This is a genomic window from Clostridium collagenovorans DSM 3089, assembly GCF_900130005.1.
GTDB lineage: Bacteria > Bacillota > Clostridia > Clostridiales > Clostridiaceae > Clostridium_D > Clostridium_D collagenovorans.
The window spans coordinates 117163-135957 of sequence record NZ_FQXP01000011.1; the positions used below are offsets into that span (position 1 = coordinate 117163).

The window sequence follows — 18795 nt, forward strand, 5'->3', positions numbered from 1 at the left end:
TTAAACTTTAAATGTAAATTATAACTTCATTTTTCTTTTATCCGTACCCTTTCATTTTTTATTTTTAATGCAATTTTAGCATGTATATATTTTAAAATCAACTAATATTTTCATATTATTTACAGTATATACTTTTTATATTTTTATAATATCATATTTACATATCTAACTATAAACTAATATTTTTTAATAAGTTAAGCTTTTCACCAGTATTTCAAATCCAAACTTTGAAGTACTAGTAGTTTATTTTCACACTACTAACCTTTAATCACCTTATAAATGAAAATACAAAAGCGATAATTACTTATACTAAAATAAATAATTACCGCTTTTATCATTTTTTATCTATTTAATTTTAATAATCTATATTGCTATAAACTAGCATATATTATTTTCAATTATAAATCTCTTTAATTATTACTTTATATTCTACTTGAAATTTATTTAATTATTACTATGTCTTTTTGTGTAAACCTTAGTCATATAGAAGTAAATAGGTACTACTACTATTAATCCACCAAGACCCCAAACTATTTTCATAGGAGCATCTATTCCAGCTTTAACTAATAATATTAAACTTACTATTACTGCAAATACTGGTACAAAAGCACCACCTGGTATTCTGAAGTTTACTTCTCTATCTGCAAATTTCTTTCTAAAGATTAATACAGATAAACAAGTAGGTATATATTGAATAAATCTAGATACAACACTTATTTGTGATAATGTTATAAATGATCCTGACCAAGCTATTAATAAAGTTCCTATTATAGATACTATTATAGCTACATATGGAGCTCCATTTTTATTAGTTTTACTCATAGGTTTAGGTAATAAACCTTGTTCTACTAATGCTGTAGCTGATCTTGGTGTAAATATAGATGATGCTATATTTATACCACCTACAGAAATTATAGTTCCTGCTGTTATTATATATCCACCTATTGGTCCCATTATTTTAGTTGCAGCATCAGCAACTGGGTTATTAGCACCACTTAGTCCTGAACCTAAAACCCCTATACTTATAGCAAGTATAAGAACATATACTATAGATACAACAAGCATTACTGTTACTAAAGCTTTTGGTACATTTCTCTTTGGGTCTTCCATATCCTTAGCAGCAACTGCTAAAGATTCGAATCCAGTGAATGCATAGAATAAAGATATAGCTACTGCAACAAATGCAGAAGACGTTGCTTGCCCTTCTGGTATTATTACAAATGGTGTAAAGTTTGAACCTTTTATAAAAAATATTCCTACTGCTATAAATAATACTAATGGGATTAACTTACCTATTGTCATTATGTTGTTTAATTTTTTAGATTGTTTTACACCCATTAAGTTTATGATACCAAGACCTATTACTAATACACCTATTATTATATTTTTAGTTAATGGTTCAGCTGCTTGTGGCCAAACTGAAGATAATGTAACTGCAAAGAAGTTAGCCATAGTTGCCCATGCTATCATACTTACAGCCCATTTCATAAATCCAACTTCAAATCCTATAAAATTACCAAATGCTTCTTTTGCATAAATATATGGTCCACCATCTTCTTCGAACCAACTACTTGCTTCAGCAAAACATAAAGCTATAGATACTGCTAAAATCATACAGAATCCTAATACTAATATACTCGATGGCCCTACCTTTGAGTATGCTGCACCAGGAAGTCCAAATATTCCAGAACCTATAATTGCATTGATACCTAACAGAACAATACTCCAAAATCCTAACTTCGTCTCTTTTTTCATTGTTAACCCTCCACCTTGTGTGTCTTAATAATTATTTCCTATTTAGACGCTTCTTTAACTAATGCCATAAAGATTTTTTGCATTTTAGGATAATCCTTTGTCATCATTTCAGGATGCCATTGAATTCCCATTACAAAATGGTCACCTTCTTTTTCTATAGCTTCAACTACACCATCTTTAGCTGTAGCTGATACTATATATCCTGGAGCTACTTTATTTATAGCTAGGTGATGGAAACTATTTACTAATATTTCATCTTCACCTAGTATTTCATGTAATTTTGTACCTTCTTTTATGCAAGCCGTATGTGTAGCAACATTTGATAAATGTTGTTGGTTATGCTTTATATAAGAACCTTCTATTAAAGATAAGTCTTGATATAAGCTTCCTCCATTACCTACATTTATTAATTGTTCACCTCTACAAATACCCAATATTGGCTTTTTCATTTCTAGTGCAATTTTTAATAATGCCATATCATAAGTATCTCTTTTAGGTAATATTCCACCTAACTTGCTATGTGGCTCTTCATTCCACATAAGTGGATTTACATCATGTCCACCTGATAATATTAGGGCATCTACGTTAGCTACTTGTTCTCTTATTAGTTCTTCGTCACTAATCATAGGAACCATGTAAGGTATTGCTTTACACATAGCTACTGATTGTATGTAATCGTTATTAACATAAGCTCTTTCATACCCAGGAAACATTCCACCTTCATCGATTATTAAGCTTCCAGATATTCCAATTATCGGATATTGTTTATTTTCCATTCCTAATATCACTCCTATATCTAAATTGATAGTAATAAAAATTTCACACCTTTCTTAAAGCAATTTCTATGCCAAAGTCTTATTTTTCAAAAAATTTAAAAGAGGAGAAAAATTTTTTATTCTCCCCCTCTTGTATTTCCAACGACTCTTTTATTTAAAAATATTTTTTTATTTGTTCATATATTATTTTTAAAGTTCTTATATTCCTCTAATTTTCTATATAAATAGGTTTTATAGGTTGTGTTTAAAACCTATTTGTTCTCCTATTACTCATCCTATTTATATATTCTTTAATAAGTATATTCCTTTTTCGCTTAGTTTACTTCCTTTTCTTCCAACCTCAGATGTAACTAAGTCTAACTCTTTAAATATACTTAATATTCTTCTTACTTCGCCCTCTGTTATAAAATCATCCTCTTCATTTAGCTTGCTTACTATTCCACTTCTTCCAATAGATTTATTTAATTTATTTTCTTCATTTATAATTTGCATAATCTTTTTTGCTTTTTCAATAGATGCTTTATCTTGTAAAATTTTTATTTCTTGAGTATATTCTTTTCTATTATTAAGAATATTATGCGGTAAATCACAAATTTTAACCTCATCTTCCATACACATAGTATCTATATACATAGCTGTGTTTTTTAGCTCTCTTATGTTTCCTGGCCATGAGTAATTATTAAGTATTTTACTAACCTCATTACTTATATTAATTTTTTTATTCATAAAATACGTTAACATAGCTGTTATATCCTCTTTTCTATCTCTTAAAGGAGGTATATTTATATGAAGTACATTTATTCTATAATATAAATCAGCTCTAAACTTTTCTTTTTTTATCATTTCAAGTAAATCTCTATTAGTAGCGGCAATAATCCTAACATCAATATCTATGACATTTTCTCCACCAACCCTCATAACTTGGTTTTCTTGAATTACTCTAAGAAGTTTTGTCTGCAAATACATAGGCATATCCCCTATTTCATCTAAGAATATAGTTCCATTGTGTGCTTGTTCAAATAGTCCCTTTTTACCACCCTTTAATGCTCCTGTAAATGCTCCTTCTTCATAACCAAAAAGTTCACTTTCTAGTAAGTTTTCAGGCATGGCTGCACAGTTTATAGCTATAAATGGCTGATTGAATCTTAAGGAATCATTATGTATAGATTGAGCCATTAACTCCTTACCAGTTCCACTTTCTCCAGTTATTAAAACAGTATAATCTGACTTTGCAATCTTCTTTGCTAATTCCTTAGATTGCTCAAGTTCCGCAGACTTAGTCTTTATATCATCAAAATGATATCTTGCCACTTGTCCTTTATCCCTTAATTTCTTAGATAAATTTTGTTCTAACTTTTTTATATAGGTTACTTCTTGAATACAGAAATATGCTCCAGTTATCTTTCCAAAGCTTTCTATATTGTGTTTATTCACATTAATATATTTATTTTTAAATTTTATTACCTCATCATTAGCTTTACTTAAGCTAAAAATCATTCTAAGGTCCTTATTTTCTATATCTTTTACCTTTTTACCAATTATATTATTATCAATATCTAATATTCTTTTTACACTTTGATTGCAAATTACTATTTCTTCTTTATTTGATAGCATTGCCATTCCGACACTAGATAAGTTAATTATGGAATTTAATTCTTCATTCTTTATAGTAAGTTCTTTAAATTTTGTATTTACACCTGAATATGAACTAATAACCTTATCAGAATACTTTATTAGCCTCTCTGTTACTTCTCTATCATCAATATTTAATTTTGCTATTATTTGAAGAAATGTTGAGCTATCAATACACCTATGTCCAAGATCAATAACTTCTTCAATATAACTTGGAACCAAACTGGATTCTCCAGGTGTAACCGCTACTTTAATATGACTATAATCTTTCTTCGGATCATATTGTATAAAATTTAAGTGATTTATACCCATATCATATAAACTAGACACAGTTTCTAATATGGTTTGTTCATTATCATTTACAACAAGTACCTCTATTCCCTCTGGTAATGCGAATAACTTATAAACTTCATTTTGCTTTATACTTCTATTTATTTTTATTATTTTCTTTACATCATCAACATAGCTCTTTATTTGCACAGCTCTTTCATCTATCATGACAAGAACCACATCACCTTCAATAATTTGATTCTTCTCCATACTATTTAAATAATAATTTTTTATTGTTATTTTATCCTTAAAAATACTCTCTATATTCTTATTTAAAAATAACTCTAATCTTGATATACCATCTGTAACTACAGCTATAGTTTTCATTATTAAACACCTTCAATCTTTAGATTTACCCCTACTAAAATTCATCACTAATATCGGAATATTAATAAACAAATGTAATTTAAAATATATTTTTCTCATAAAAATTATTATTTATTAAAATTATATCGTAAAACTATTATAACAGAAAAGAACTCATTCAATAAAAAATAAAATCCAAGTAATGAATTGATACTTTACTTGGATTCTCCTATAATAATTAAATTATTATTGTTTTATTTGCTTCATTTATCATTCTTGCTGGTATTTTTTCATGAAGCTCCCAAACAAAGCTTATTGGCTTACTTCCTCTGTGACTTCTATATTTACATGTGCCAAGATAAGTATAAGTTGAAGTTATACCATTTCGCATTTTACCCTCTCTAACAAAAATAGCTATCTTACTCCCTTTAGCTACATGATTTATATACCTTTGTCCTGTGGCACTTTCTACTGAAGTTGTACTTTGACTTTGCCAATGAAATAAACTCTCATTTATAGCATAGTCCTCATATAAAGTTGATGGTGAAAAATCTTTATCACTTTTATTTAAGGTTATAAAGAATATATCTATCTTTTTATCTTCAAAACACTTAACTCCCTCTCTAAATGCTGGCTTTTTATTTTCATTGAAATATCCAAAAGCAGCCATAATCATATCTCTTGAATAATCGCAATGTAAATCTAAAGGACAATTAAATCCTAAGTTAACATTCTTATCTATAAACTCTAAATTATTATAATTGTAATTTAAAATATCACAGACTTCATTCATCATAACTTTATTCTTCAAAAGATTATTTATACCATCATCTAGTGAAGTTAATCCCTCTTTATCTGGTGAATTATTATAAAATGTATAGTACATCATATTTAACATTAATTTTTCTTCTTCATTAAAGTTAGTTAGTGATATATTTTCATAGTCCTTTATTACTTTAACCATAAAACCTATAAATCTTCTTGAGTTTATAAAAAATAAATTCTTTAACTTATTAGTTATTTTCTCTTCACTTTCTTCAATAAAATTTTCTCTTACTCCTGCAAGTACAGATAATCTTGAAAAACTCCTATCCCCTGACTTACCATAAAAATCTACTAAGGATATGCTATTATAAGCTAAGAACTTTTCTAAGGTGAGTTCTAATCCAGTATCCGAACTAAAAGTTTTTATCTTATTTATTAAGTTAGATTTATTATTTACAGCGGATTTGATATTTCTTAAAATATATCCCTTAGCTTCTTTTTCAAGTTGAATATAACATCCCTTTGGTAATGTCAAAAATCCATTTTCAATATAATTTTTTACTGAATGATTAGTCTTTCCTATTAAAGCTTTAAATTTATCTTCAAAATTATAATTTTTATGTGCTTGTCCAACAAAATCCAATACAGTTAAACACTCTTTACCTTCACTTAATCTTAATCCTCTTCCTAACTGTTGCAAAAATACTGTTAAACTTTCTGTAGGTCTTAAAAACAATATCGTGTTAACCTCTGGAATATCTACCCCTTCATTATATATATCCACAACAAATATAAATTTAATATCACCATTAACTAGTTTTCTCTTAGCATCATTTCTATCTTCATCACTACTTTTACCATGAAGAGCTAAGGAAGAAATTCCATTCTTATTAAAATAATTAGCCATATATTCAGCATGGTCAACTCCAGCACAGAATCCTAATCCAACAACCCTATCCATTTCAGTAACATACTTATTTAAGCTTGTAATAATTTGATTGGATCTTAAATCATTATTAGTATAAAGATTATCTAACTCCCTTATTTCATAACCTTTTCTACTCCATTTAAGCTTGCTTAAATCAACAGAGTCTGTAACACAAAAATATTGAAATGGACTTAGGAGCTTTCTATCAATAGCTTCTGGCAATCTAATTTCTGCTGAAATTCTATCATCAAAATATTCAAAAACATCTTTACCATCAGCTCTTTCTGGAGTTGCCGTAAGTCCTAGTAATATCTTAGGCTCATAGTAACTTAATAACCTCTGATAAGAAGGTGCGGCTGCATGGTGAAACTCATCAACTATTATAAAATCATAATAGTCCTTAGATGTAATTTCGCATAAATCCTTACTATTTAAACTTTGCACAGAAACAAATAAATGTTCTAAACTATCAGGATTCCTTCCACCCACCATAAGTTCCCCAAAGTTATTATCCTTAAGAATTCCTCTAAAGGTATCCCTACTTTGCTTTAAAATTTCTTCTCTATGGGCAACAAATAATAATCTATTTCTCTTACCCCTATTACCTTCACAAAAATCTTTATAATCAAAGGCTGAAATAACTGTTTTACCAACCCCTGTGGCAGCTATAACTAAATTTCTATTTTTATTAAATAACTCCCTCTCAACCTTAAGCTTTTCTAAAATCTCCTTTTGGAAGGAATATGGTTTTATATCAAAGGTAAAATTAAATTCACTATCATTCAATTCACTAATTGATTTTCTCTTTAAAGAGCTTTGTAATCTTCTAATATCATCATCTGAACCACTATAAGTTATAAATTCAGAGTCATACCAGTAACTCTCAAAGGTAGCCTCAAACTTCTTTATAATATCAAAGGAATCCTGCTCTGTAATTTTAATATTCCACTCCAAACCTGAAGTTAAAGCAGCATTAGAAATATTTGATGAGCCTATGTACGCTGTTGTAAATCCTGTTTCTCTTTTAAACATATAAGCCTTAGCATGAAGTCTTGTTCTATCCGTATCATAAGATATTTTAATTTCTGTGTTAGGTAATTTGCTAAGCTCCTGAATAGCCTTGAAATCAGTTGCCCCCATATAAGATGTAGTTATAATCCTAAGTTTTTTATTATTTTCCGTTGCTTCCCTAAGACTTTCAATAATGCATCTTATACCACTCCACTTAACAAAAGAAACTAATAAATCAATGGAATCACATGATACTATCTCCTTATTTAGTTCACCTAACATATTAGGTTCCTTAGAAGCCCCTGTAAAGAGAGAACTTTGAGATAATGGAGTAACTGGTCTTATAACACTATTTTTACTTAAAGCCCTCTTGTTATTAACCTTGGAATACAAGGCAACTAACATCTCCCCATTTTCATCTATATTATATTTTTTTATATCCTCTTCATCAGAAACCTTACTTAATATATTAATTATTTCGTTGCAAGCTTCAATCTGCTTTAATAACTTCTCACTATCTTCCTTCTCCTTGTCCCTTATATAATTAAGAGACTTTCTTATAACTTGAGCTATGTATTGAGATAAAATAGCCTTTGCTTCTTCCTTATCTATATCAGCTTTATTTATAATAAAACTTTCTTTCTCTAAAGTATTTAATTTCTCTATTATATCTTGATTTATAACCTGCTCATACAAGCCTTCCTTCAATGAACCCACCTCTTTTCACCATTCATCCTAATTTTATCAAAATTCAGATTATTAGTCTAATAATTCTATATAAGTACTTTAAATAAAAAAACACCTATTTCAAGGTGTCCTTTACATTCTTAAAAAATGAAGATTCATTATTAGAATATTACATTATACATGACTAGAGAAAATCCTATTTAACTCTGAATCCTTATTATACAACTCCTCCCTATTTCCTTCTTCAGCAATCTCACAATTTTTCAATACAAAAACATTATCCACTAACTTAACAGTTGATAATCTATGAGATATTAATATTATTGATAGTTCTGGAAAAGCTGCTTTTATATTTTTAAAAATTCTTCTTTCTGAATCCGAGTCAATATTTGAAGTTCCTTCATCAATAATAAGTAATTTAGGAATATTATATAATGCCCTACATAACGCAACCTTTTGCTTTTGTCCACCAGATAGCTTATTACCTTTTTCTCCAATTACACTGTTTAAGTCAAAAGAATTTAACTTCATAAAATTATCTACTTCACATATATTAAGTAAATTTTCTATGTGTTCTTTTGATTTCTCGCTGCGCCCAAAAATAATATTATTCAATATAGAATCATTTAATAAAAAAGTGTCTTGAGCAACATATCCAATTTGTTTTCTAAAACTATATAAATCCTCATGTATATTAACACCATTAAAAAACACATTGCCCTTGTTAGGGTTTAGTAATCCCGTTACTAAATTGATTATTGTTGACTTACCACAACCATTTTCCCCAACAATTGAATATGATGTTCCTTTTTCTATATCTAAATTTATATTTTCTAAAACTTTTAAGTTTGAGTAAGAAAAGGATACTGATTGAAGTTGCAATAAAATATTTTTATTTTCATTATTAATACTCCCTAAGTAGTCCTTATTTTCTTTTACACTATCCTTAGATATATTATCTTCTAAAAACTTATTTATCTTTGCTAATTCAATCTTGAAAACCTGTAAAAGACGATTAAAATTAACTATCCTTTCTATAGGTGTGTATAACAAGGCAACTATTGAATTTAGCACAACCAAAGTTCCTATGGTCATATTTCCACTAAAAACTTCTATGCTTCCATAATATAAAATAACAATATTTCCTAAAACACTAATAATATTAGCCAAGCTATCATATGTACCTGTAGTAATTACGTATTTTAAAGCTTTTTCATTAAATTCATTTTGAGATACATTATATTTATCTATAAATTTATCCTCTGTATTAAGTATTCTAACTTCTTTAATACTATCTAAGGAGTCCTTAAGATTTTGTATAACTTCTACATCCTTGTCCATCATATCCATTCTATTTTTACGAATTTTAGAATTGAAACAAAGATAAATAATCCCATACAGCGGAAGAGTCATAAGCGTAATTAAAAATATCTTTATATCTGTAACAAATAAAACTATTAATCCGATGATAAGTAAAATTCCCTCTGTTATTGTACTAAGAAGTATATTAGACAAAAACCAACTAATGGAGGTTACCCAATCTCTAAACAAGGTTATAATATACCCCTGTTTCTCAGATGAAAATGAAGTGAAGCTGAACTTAGAAGTAATACAAGAAAACACATTACTTCTTATATCATAAAGAATCTTATATCCGTATTTTGAAAATAAGAATTCTTTCAAAAATGATACCACATTTTTAAACACATAAAATGAAAAATAGCCTATGACAAAAATAGTCAATGTGGACATATCCCTTGAAGGCACTACATCATCTAAAAGAAACTTAAAGATGAAACTTGAACCTACTATTAAAAGATTCAGTAGTAGCCCTAAAAATATAGCACTTAAGTACTTTGGTATTAAAGGCTTGATTATTTTCTTTAAATACTTTTCTTCCATGATTTAATCCCCCTTATTATATAAATTTAAAACATTTTAATTTTATCCAATATCACCATCTCTATTTAACGTTTCTTTCGCTAACACTTTATAAAAACGTATAATTTGAACCCTTTTATTTTTTACTTCAGTACTAATTATAGCTTATTATTACAAAATATACTAATATATGTTTTATATTAGTAATACCTTGAAATTCATTACCTAAAGATATTAATCATTCCTTTAAATTCTGCTTTTATTACATATAAAAAAGCTAGCAGATGCTTTTATTTTCTCTGCTAGCTCTCTTTTTATTTTTCCATTTTAAAAGCAAATATTGTGCCTATAGCTAAACTCATTGTACCTAATAGTACTATTAAGTTTATATCCTTCTCTTTATCTGAAGCTCCATCTTCTTCTTTTGAATTTTCTAACTCTTCATGTTCTGTCTTATTACCACTACTTATATTACCCTCTGTATCTACATTCACATTTTCATCTTCTTCTGGTGTAACTTCTGGAATTATATTTTCATCTTTATCCTCTTCAGGCACTTCAAGTTTAGCATTAACTTTTACTTTAATAACTAAACTTGCTTTGTTTCCCGATGAGTCTTCAGCTTCATAAACTATATTATAATTTCCTGGAATAGTAGTATCTATTTCAGAAATAACTTCATTTGTTTCTGATTTTTTAGTGGTTACTTTTACCTCTACTTCATCATCAAGATTATCCAAAGCCGTTATAATTGGATTATTAAATGCTTGTCCAAACTCTAATATAATCTCCATATCTCCATTATAATTAAATACTGGTGATTTAAGGTCTTCTCTTTCTAACATATATAAAAATTCATTAAACTCATGATTTTTAGGCACTTGTACTGCTATGTAATATTCCTTTGATTTAGTAAATACATTTTTAAAGTTACTCTTTTCTCTTAACTTTATGGAATACTGAACTAAATTCTCCTTTAAGATAACCTTATCTTGTAATAAAACATTAAACTCCTCTGTAGCTCTTCCAATCAATGCCTTTAAAGAATCAATATTTTTAGTAGCATATATAATAGGTGAATCTTCTGTTCCATTTCCGCAAATCACCTCTATACCGCTTGGAACTTCATCAGTAGAATTAGTTACACTGAATGTAAACTCATCATATTGATCGCTACCATCAACTGCCCCAACTTTAATTGTTGCAACTCCATATTCCTTAGCTACTATCTTTATTCCTTGCTCTACTCTTTCAATTTCAATAACATCATTATTAGTGCTTATCCAGTCTAACTCCTTATTAGTAGTATTATCCGGAATTATTGTAGCACTAATATTTATCTCTTCTCCCTTATCTATATAATGCTTTAATTTCTCCTTATTGTTTATAGTTACACTTGTAGCTAATATTTCTTTATATTTATCAATAATAATACCACCTGTAGCTGCTTCAATTACCTTTGACACTCTTATCTCAACATATGTCTTTTCACGCTCTTTAAAAACAGCTTGCTTCTTATAAATTACAAAATTGTATTTATTATATTCACTAAAACTAATTTTGCTTTCTTTGATGACATAATCTTTACTTATCTCACTTAATCTATGACTTAAAGATGTTATCATTTCTTCATCTACTACTTGTAGAACCTTAACATCCTCCTCAGATAATCCTTGTCCACTCTCTGGAAGTTCTATTATGGAACTACTTGTAATAATTATTTTTCGTACCACAGAAGCTTTTCTTCCCTCTATATCATTAATTATTATTTCCGCTTCATATTGTCCATCTTCCTCTATATTAGGTTTTTTAACTTCAATAGTGTACTCAGATTCACAAACAATCTCTATACCACCTAATATCATATCTTTTGTTACCTCTGTTCCATGCTTTACAACTAACACATCTTCATGCCCTTTTACTATTGGTGATTTATTTACAGATTCCACATTCACCTTAGTATTATCAACTATTTCGTAAGCAAATACCACAGTATTAAATTGAGCAAATATCATAATAGCTATTAAAAAACATGCTAACCCTCTTCTATTTTTAAATCTCATCCTTTTATTCCCCACACTCTAATATTTAAACAAAAAAACTACCCAGCTAGAGTAGTCACCATAAAAAATATATAAATATCCTATATAAAATTCTATACTTACAATATTTCTATAACAAAGAAAATAATCCTTTGGCAACTGGCTAGCATAGTTCTATTAAACCTTAGCCCCTATAGCTTTGCGCCCCTAGATTTCCCTAGCTTTGCATTATTTAGTTTTATACTATGATTATATAGTCTTCGACATAAGCTTTCAAGTTATTTAAAACCTTAGATATATACATCCAAGAAATTAAACTCCTCAAAATACTAAAAATATTATAATAAATAATAAAAAAGCCACCTTTCAACAATAGAAAGTGACTTTTTTAGTTTAGTTTTAAAATATACCTTACCATACTTTATTTATTTAATAAAATCTCTTTTTTAAGCTCTTTAACTTTTTCTATATCTAATCCTGTTGCCTGTGCGATTATACTCTCTTCAACTCCAAGCTTTAATAAATTTAAAGCATTCTTAATATTAGCCTTTTCTATTCCTTGTTCAATTCCTTGTTCTACTCCCTTTTCGTATCCTTCTTCCATAGCTTCTTCAATCCTAGTAGCTTCATCATGAAGAGCCATTTCACGAGAAAGATATTCTATTCTTGCCTTTTTATCTTGACACATAGTTTCTAAAGCATTCACTGCTTTATCAATTTTAGGATTAACCTTAGCCATTTCTTGTAAAACCTCCTTTGAATCTGCCTTAATGAAGTTTATCCATTGTGATAAGTTATCATCCTCTTTATATTCAACCATTTTCCTCATTTCCAGAAAATGTATTTCCAGCAATTCTGTTAAGTTATAATTTTCTTCATCCTCTTTTATCTTAAATATACTATGATACTTCTTTGTTTGTAAGGTATCAAAATCCAAGATATTAATACATATAGTCTTTTGAAGTTTGCTGTATTTTTCGCTCATTTCTAACTGCTCACAATAAATCTTAGACCAATAATAAAGACTTCGCTGTGGCATGTATATTGTCCTTGCCACCTGTATTTCTATGTCTATATTAGCACCATTATCTATTGTAGCTCTTATATCTAATATACTCTTCTTATCTGCTATATTCTCCTTAGGAAGCTCACTGTTTAATATTTGTATATTTTCTATATCAATTTTTAAAACCGCTTTTAAAAAATCTATTAATATGTCCTTATTATTTTCATCACCAAAAATTCTTTTAAATACATAATCATTTTTTGGCTTCATAAGAAAATTCTTATCATTTATGTTCATTATTATTGTTCCTCCAATAATTTATCATTAGTAAAATTCTAACCATATCTTATATAATTATATCATACAGCTGTAAAAATATATATTAATCATAACACTTTCTTAATGTATATTCATATTAAGGAGAATCATATTAAAAACCATGTGCTATTGTAACGTGTAGCTTAACTCATGAAAAACAAATTACATTTTTGAAATTCATCTTAAAATCATGGACAAATTCCTTATATAAAAATAATATGGTTATTTAATTAAAGCTCCACTTTTAGGATCATTGGCAAACCTATCTCTAATATTATCTGATAACTTATCATCAAATAACTTAACTATCCAATAATTTTCATTTTCTTGCTTAAGCAAAGAAATTATATCTGCAAATTTTGAAAAATCTACTTTTTCAACTTGAAGTACCTCTTTATGCAATGTTTCAGTAGCAACTAATGCAGCTTCTAAAGTTTTAATTTATTTTTTTATTATCATAGATTGATTTTCTAATATTTTTGCAACTTCTTCAGTACTATCTAGTGAAAATATTTTATCTTTTATATACTCTAACGTGAATCCTAAATATTTTAGTGAAAGAATTTGATGCAACTTAACCATATCCTTTTTTGTGTTGAGTAAAAATAATAAAAAAGCAAGAAATATATGGAAATACATACCACACTCTAATTATTATATAGATATCTTATAAATTCAAATTCTTAAACTATTACTAAATCATACTAAATATTTTGCTTAAATTCTTTTATACAGCTTTTAAATTTTTAAATACTTGAGACTTTGATATGTCATCATAAGAGCCACTTTCAACAAGCTTGCCATTATTCATAATAAGTATTTCATCAAAACAAGCCAACTCTTCAGATAATTTATGAGTTATCATGATCATTGTTTTATCTGTTACACTCATCAATATATCTTGTAATCTTTTACTCGTATTCATATCCGTTGCAGAAAAAATTTCATCCATGACTAATACTTGTGAATTACTTAATAACATTCTCATGAAGCTAATAACTTGTTTTTCACCACCACTTAATTGTTGAGAGTTCTGTTTTTCCTCAATACATTTAATCATTTGTTTATCTAAAGTTCCTAATAACATATTTAAACTTTTGAAGTTGTATGAATCAAAAACTGTAGCGTTATTTTTCAAATCTGTAGCAAAGATATGCTCATACTGATTAATACATGTAATCATTTTATCCGTATCTATTTCATTAATATTTTTATCATCAATTAATATTTCACCACCACTTAAATCTACATATTTCATTAAAGAATTTATTATAGTAGATTTTCCTGATCCACTATGCCCAATTAATGCATATTTCTTACCTTTATTAAATTCATAAGAAAAATTTTCAAGTGTAAAATTATTAAATTTAACATCTACACCAGAAAATTTAATTGAATTTTCTAAACTTTCTTTGTGTTCTAATTCTATTTTATTCTCTATCTTTAAAAACTCTAAGACTTTTAATTTAATACTCTCCGTAGAATTTATGGTATTTATATTATAAACCAAACGATCTATTGGTCCCATGAATGCTTCTAAATATCCTAAAGTAGCAACTGCTGTCCCAATGGTAATTTCATTCTTGTATAGCAAATACGCTACTACTAAAAATCCAGTAATATTTAGAGAATATATAAATGCCCCATTTATTAACATAGATATACATTTATATTTGCCATAATTAAATCTAAACTTTGATGTTTCCTTTAAAGTTTTTTCATGCTCATCAATAATATTATTTTTTGTTGAAGTTTTTATTAGTTTAAATCCTTCCAATAAATCTTTAATTTTAGATACGTACTCCCCCATCTTATCTAAGTAAATTTTTCTTTTTTCTGATAACCTTTTAGAAGTTAACTTAGGCCCTATTAAAGTTATAATAGATGCAATAATCATAACTAATGCAATACGCCAGTCAATTAGCACAAAGAATATTACACCATAAACAATTAAAGTTATTAATGCTTGAAATATATCTACAAGAGGTGATAAATAGTCCATCTCTAATTGTGTTATTTCATTTCCTTGCAAGGATATATATTCACCTATATCTTTAGATGAAAATCTTTTATAACTGTAATTAACTATTGATTTAAAGAAATCTTTTTTCAAATTTAATTCAAATTGAATAGATTTTTTCCAAGAATATATCATTTCTATATATGAGAAAAATATATTTGCTAAGTTACACAAGATATAAGCACTTATTAAAAACAAAAATAATCTTAAATCCTTTTGAGTTAATGAGTCAAATAGCACCTTCGTTAAATATGGAAGTATCGCTAATGCAGCTGTTGAAAGAGTGCTAAAAATAATTTGTAATACTAATGGTTTTTTGACCTTAAAAACATATTCCTTCATAAGTTATCTTAGTAAGAGAGTGTATTATAAATACCAACTCCCCACTACCCCCTTTTTCTTGTTATTTAATTTTAGTGTGTACTAAGTTATTTTATATAATTATCCAATAAATAAAACAACTCTATCATACTTATCATTCTAATTCCGTTATCTATTTAATATATATCTTTAACCATACCAAATCCCATATTCTAACTTAGTTATTTAAGTAAACCTACCCATTCTAATAATTTCCCCATTATATTTTATTGAAATAGTAACTAACCTATACTCTAATGCATGTTCTATTTATTTTCTCAGTTCAAAATCATATTGCATTTCTTTATGAATATATAAGACTTCTTCTACAATTAATAAATTTTTATAAATTTCAATACTCTTTAACTTCTCCTTAATTTTATTAATCTTTAATTTCTATTTTTACTTTTTATTTTAGTATACTAAGCATTCATTTTATCAGTTTTAAGTAACGATACTTAATATTTGCACATGAAAATTACTATTAAATGTAGGGATTATAGATAGATTCTCTAAGAATTGAAAACCTTATTTTATTTAATATATATGTAATTTAATTGATATATTTGTTAATTTCATTTCTTTATATAACCTTATAGAAGTAAATAAATGAATTTACTTTTATATATTACTATATTTATATTTTAATGTAAAGTATTGTTATTTAACTGTATTTATGAAAATAAGTATGCATTATAGAGCTTTTTTCTAAACATCAAATTCTTAGTAAATTAAATATTTTTCTTTATCTTTAATATTAGTTATAACTGAAAGATATACAACTTTATACTCTAACCACCATGAAAGGAATTATTTTTAAAATAACATATGAAATTATAAAAGAATATAGATTATTGAAGCTTGTTCAACAATCTATATTCTTTTAATTACTACTTTTAGAACGTATCGTCCAAATAGTATATTTTTCAGTATATTGAACACTCTCTACAAGTAAAGTATCAGAATCTTTATTTGTAAATAAATACGCTGAACCTAATTGATCCTTAAGATCCCACCCATCCTCTTTCATCTTATCTTTGATTAGAGAATCTCCGTTACTTGTCTTGGTAATGTACTTGATAGGCTCCTTTAAAACCTCAACTATATCATATTTTTTAGTGCTAAATTTCAAAATCCCCTTCATTATTGGTATTGGATTTTCCTCTTGAAATATAATAGGCTTCAAGAAAATAGCTACAATCACAAGAATACTTATAACACCTATACTACAAATAAGTTTTTTCATATTCACTCCATTAATTGAAATTTTTTAATTTCTAAATTTACACAATTGTAGCATACTTTCTTTTTGACATTTGTCGTTTTAAAAGGAAAAAACCTTTTTAATTATCTTTAATAATATTTTTCTCACTCTTTACACAACCTACATTAAATAATTTATTTCTAATAACGATTGGTGGTGATATAAATGACAAATGAAGAAAAAGCATACATAGCTGGAATTATTGATGGTGAAGGTAGTATAATGCTGCAAAGTTTTCATAAAAACCAATTACCTTCCCCTTGTGTCACAATTGCATCAACCACATTAGAACTTCTTGAGTATATTAAAAATGTAGTTGGAATAGGAACTATTACAAAGAAAAAAAATTATAATATTGAAAAACATAAAGACTCTTATACTCTAACTATAAGATATAATCACGCTATTGAACTTTTAAAAGATATTGAACCTTATTTAGTAATTATAAGCAAAAAATTAAGAGCTAATCTTATAATAAAAGAGTATAAAGTACTTACCCCTAGAAATGGTAGATATAGCGATGAGTTATTAAAAGCTAAGTTAGAATTTTGCAATAAATTTTTATCTATAAAATAATCTTGCTCTAGATTTAAGTTCTTATTAGCTTTGACTTAAACCACGATTTAATAATTTTGCTCAAATCAGGACCACCCGTAAAACGGGTGGTTTGCTCTTCGCCTATAAGGCTATATTGCTGGCCGTGCTACTCGCACGTTGAACGGTTTGCCAACCGCATACCATCACTGGCTACGCCTAAAGGCGCTTATTTTTTGCTTTTGCTTACTTGCTCACCCGTAAACGGGTCAATATATTCTTTTAAACTCATCTGTTCATATGCTATATCTTCTTGTATTTGATTTTTTATATACTCCTCAATTGCCTTTTTATTTCTACCAACTGTATCAACATAATATCCCTTACACCAAAACTGTCTATTTCCATACTTGTATTTTAAGTTTGCATGTCTATCAAAGATCATTAATGAACTTTTCCCCTTAAGATATCCCATAAACTGAGAAACACTAAGTTTGGGCCGTATACTTACAAGCATATGTATATGATCTTTACAAGCATTAGCTTCTATTATTTCCACTCCTTTATGCTCACAAAGCTTTCTTAATCTTATTCCAACATCTTGCTTTATCTTTCCATAAATAATTTGTCTTCTATACTTTGGTGCAAAAACTATATGATATTTACAATTCCACTTACTATGTGCTAAACTACTATTGTCCATTATTGGACACACCTCCTTGAAATTATAGTATCGGTCGGCAAACCTACTATAATTTTACAATGGAGGTTTCTTTATTTCTACTCATAGCTAAAAGCTTTTTAGAACCACAGGTCTAACCTGTGGTATTCTTTATAATCGAGTAGGAGGCGGTGACTAACCGCCGTCCTCTCACACCACCGTGCGTACCGTTCGGTACACGGCGGTTCAGCAATTAATTAAGTGAATCTTGTTCATGTATTGAGCGTAGGATCCACTAAGCACTTCTAATATTTATTTTTGACTTCCACTCTATCTTCAATTAGATAGTCCGTTCAACGGTTATCTGCTTTCAAACATGGATTACCATTCTCAATAACTCTCAATTAATTACCGTCAAGTCCTTCCCTAACCTCAACTTTCGAAGAAGCTCCTACAGTACTATGACTTGAACTGACTTCTGAATGTTCAGTTATACCTCTCGGTATAGGTTACTAAGTG

At 27.8% G+C, this 18795-nt stretch carries 12 protein-coding genes and 1 riboswitch; of the genes, 1 reads left to right on the forward strand and 11 read right to left on the reverse strand.

Going from position 1 to position 18795, the window contains the following annotated elements:
* Positions 1-444: 444 nt before the first annotated feature.
* From BUA48_RS13050 to BUA48_RS13100, 10 genes are all read right to left on the reverse strand, one after another.
* Entirely contained in the window at positions 445-1755 is a 1311-nt protein-coding gene (locus BUA48_RS13050) for an APC family permease (protein ID WP_072832507.1), read from the reverse strand.
* Between the two features lie 38 nt (positions 1756-1793).
* Positions 1794-2531: a gamma-glutamyl-gamma-aminobutyrate hydrolase family protein gene (locus BUA48_RS13055; RefSeq protein ID WP_072832508.1), complete on the reverse strand. Its 738-nt coding sequence runs from the start codon at positions 2529-2531 to the stop codon at positions 1794-1796.
* Between the two features lie 279 nt (positions 2532-2810).
* Complete coding sequence (locus BUA48_RS13060) at positions 2811-4820, reverse strand: sigma-54 interaction domain-containing protein (protein WP_072832509.1); 2010 nt, start codon at positions 4818-4820, stop codon at positions 2811-2813.
* A gap of 217 nt (positions 4821-5037) precedes the next feature.
* Complete coding sequence (locus BUA48_RS13065) at positions 5038-8211, reverse strand: DEAD/DEAH box helicase (RefSeq protein ID WP_072832510.1); 3174 nt, start codon at positions 8209-8211, stop codon at positions 5038-5040.
* A 153-nt stretch (positions 8212-8364) separates the two neighbouring features.
* Positions 8365-10092: an ABC transporter ATP-binding protein gene (locus BUA48_RS13070; protein ID WP_072832511.1), complete on the reverse strand. Its 1728-nt coding sequence runs from the start codon at positions 10090-10092 to the stop codon at positions 8365-8367.
* A gap of 293 nt (positions 10093-10385) precedes the next feature.
* Entirely contained in the window at positions 10386-12134 is a 1749-nt protein-coding gene (locus tag BUA48_RS13075) for an immunoglobulin-like domain-containing protein (protein WP_072832512.1), read from the reverse strand.
* Between the two features lie 130 nt (positions 12135-12264).
* Positions 12265-12351, reverse strand: a riboswitch (cyclic di-GMP riboswitch).
* A gap of 183 nt (positions 12352-12534) precedes the next feature.
* On the reverse strand, positions 12535-13416 hold the full coding sequence (locus BUA48_RS13080; protein WP_072832513.1) for an Rpn family recombination-promoting nuclease/putative transposase: 882 nt from the start codon (positions 13414-13416) through the stop codon (positions 12535-12537).
* A 243-nt stretch (positions 13417-13659) separates the two neighbouring features.
* Positions 13660-13839 carry a lipocalin/fatty acid-binding family protein gene (locus tag BUA48_RS13085; RefSeq protein ID WP_072832514.1) on the reverse strand — a complete coding sequence of 60 codons (180 nt, stop codon included), beginning with the start codon at positions 13837-13839 and terminating at the stop codon, positions 13660-13662.
* A gap of 325 nt (positions 13840-14164) precedes the next feature.
* Positions 14165-15799: an ABC transporter transmembrane domain-containing protein gene (locus BUA48_RS13095; protein WP_072832516.1), complete on the reverse strand. Its 1635-nt coding sequence runs from the start codon at positions 15797-15799 to the stop codon at positions 14165-14167.
* Between the two features lie 901 nt (positions 15800-16700).
* On the reverse strand, positions 16701-17063 hold the full coding sequence (locus tag BUA48_RS13100) for a hypothetical protein (protein WP_072832517.1): 363 nt from the start codon (positions 17061-17063) through the stop codon (positions 16701-16703).
* A 183-nt stretch (positions 17064-17246) separates the two neighbouring features.
* Here BUA48_RS13100 and BUA48_RS13105 point away from each other — a divergent pair, with 183 nt between their 5' ends.
* Positions 17247-17657: an LAGLIDADG family homing endonuclease gene (locus BUA48_RS13105; protein WP_072832518.1), complete on the forward strand. Its 411-nt coding sequence runs from the start codon at positions 17247-17249 to the stop codon at positions 17655-17657.
* A 187-nt stretch (positions 17658-17844) separates the two neighbouring features.
* On the opposite strand, the gene tnpA is transcribed toward BUA48_RS13105, so the two are convergent.
* Positions 17845-18318: an IS200/IS605 family transposase gene (gene tnpA / locus BUA48_RS13110; protein ID WP_072832519.1), complete on the reverse strand. Its 474-nt coding sequence runs from the start codon at positions 18316-18318 to the stop codon at positions 17845-17847.
* Positions 18319-18795 lie beyond the last annotated feature (477 nt).

Bases quoted from the DNA above. Each gene is read 5' to 3' on its own strand.
- BUA48_RS13070 (WP_072832511.1), bottom strand. From the start codon at position 10,092: ATGGAAGAAAAGTATTTAAAGAAAATAATCAAGCCTTTAATACCAAAG.
- tnpA (WP_072832519.1), bottom strand. From the start codon at position 18,318: ATGGACAATAGTAGTTTAGCACATAGTAAGTGGAATTGTAAATATCAT.
- BUA48_RS13060 (WP_072832509.1), bottom strand. From the start codon at position 4,820: ATGAAAACTATAGCTGTAGTTACAGATGGTATATCAAGATTAGAGTTA.
- BUA48_RS13075 (WP_072832512.1), bottom strand. From the start codon at position 12,134: ATGAGATTTAAAAATAGAAGAGGGTTAGCATGTTTTTTAATAGCTATT.
- BUA48_RS13095 (WP_072832516.1), bottom strand. From the start codon at position 15,799: ATGAAGGAATATGTTTTTAAGGTCAAAAAACCATTAGTATTACAAATT.
- BUA48_RS13055 (WP_072832508.1), bottom strand. From the start codon at position 2,531: ATGGAAAATAAACAATATCCGATAATTGGAATATCTGGAAGCTTAATA.
- BUA48_RS13080 (WP_072832513.1), bottom strand. From the start codon at position 13,416: ATGAACATAAATGATAAGAATTTTCTTATGAAGCCAAAAAATGATTAT.
- BUA48_RS13100 (WP_072832517.1), bottom strand. From the start codon at position 17,063: ATGAAAAAACTTATTTGTAGTATAGGTGTTATAAGTATTCTTGTGATT.
- BUA48_RS13105 (WP_072832518.1), top strand. From the start codon at position 17,247: ATGACAAATGAAGAAAAAGCATACATAGCTGGAATTATTGATGGTGAA.
- BUA48_RS13050 (WP_072832507.1), bottom strand. From the start codon at position 1,755: ATGAAAAAAGAGACGAAGTTAGGATTTTGGAGTATTGTTCTGTTAGGT.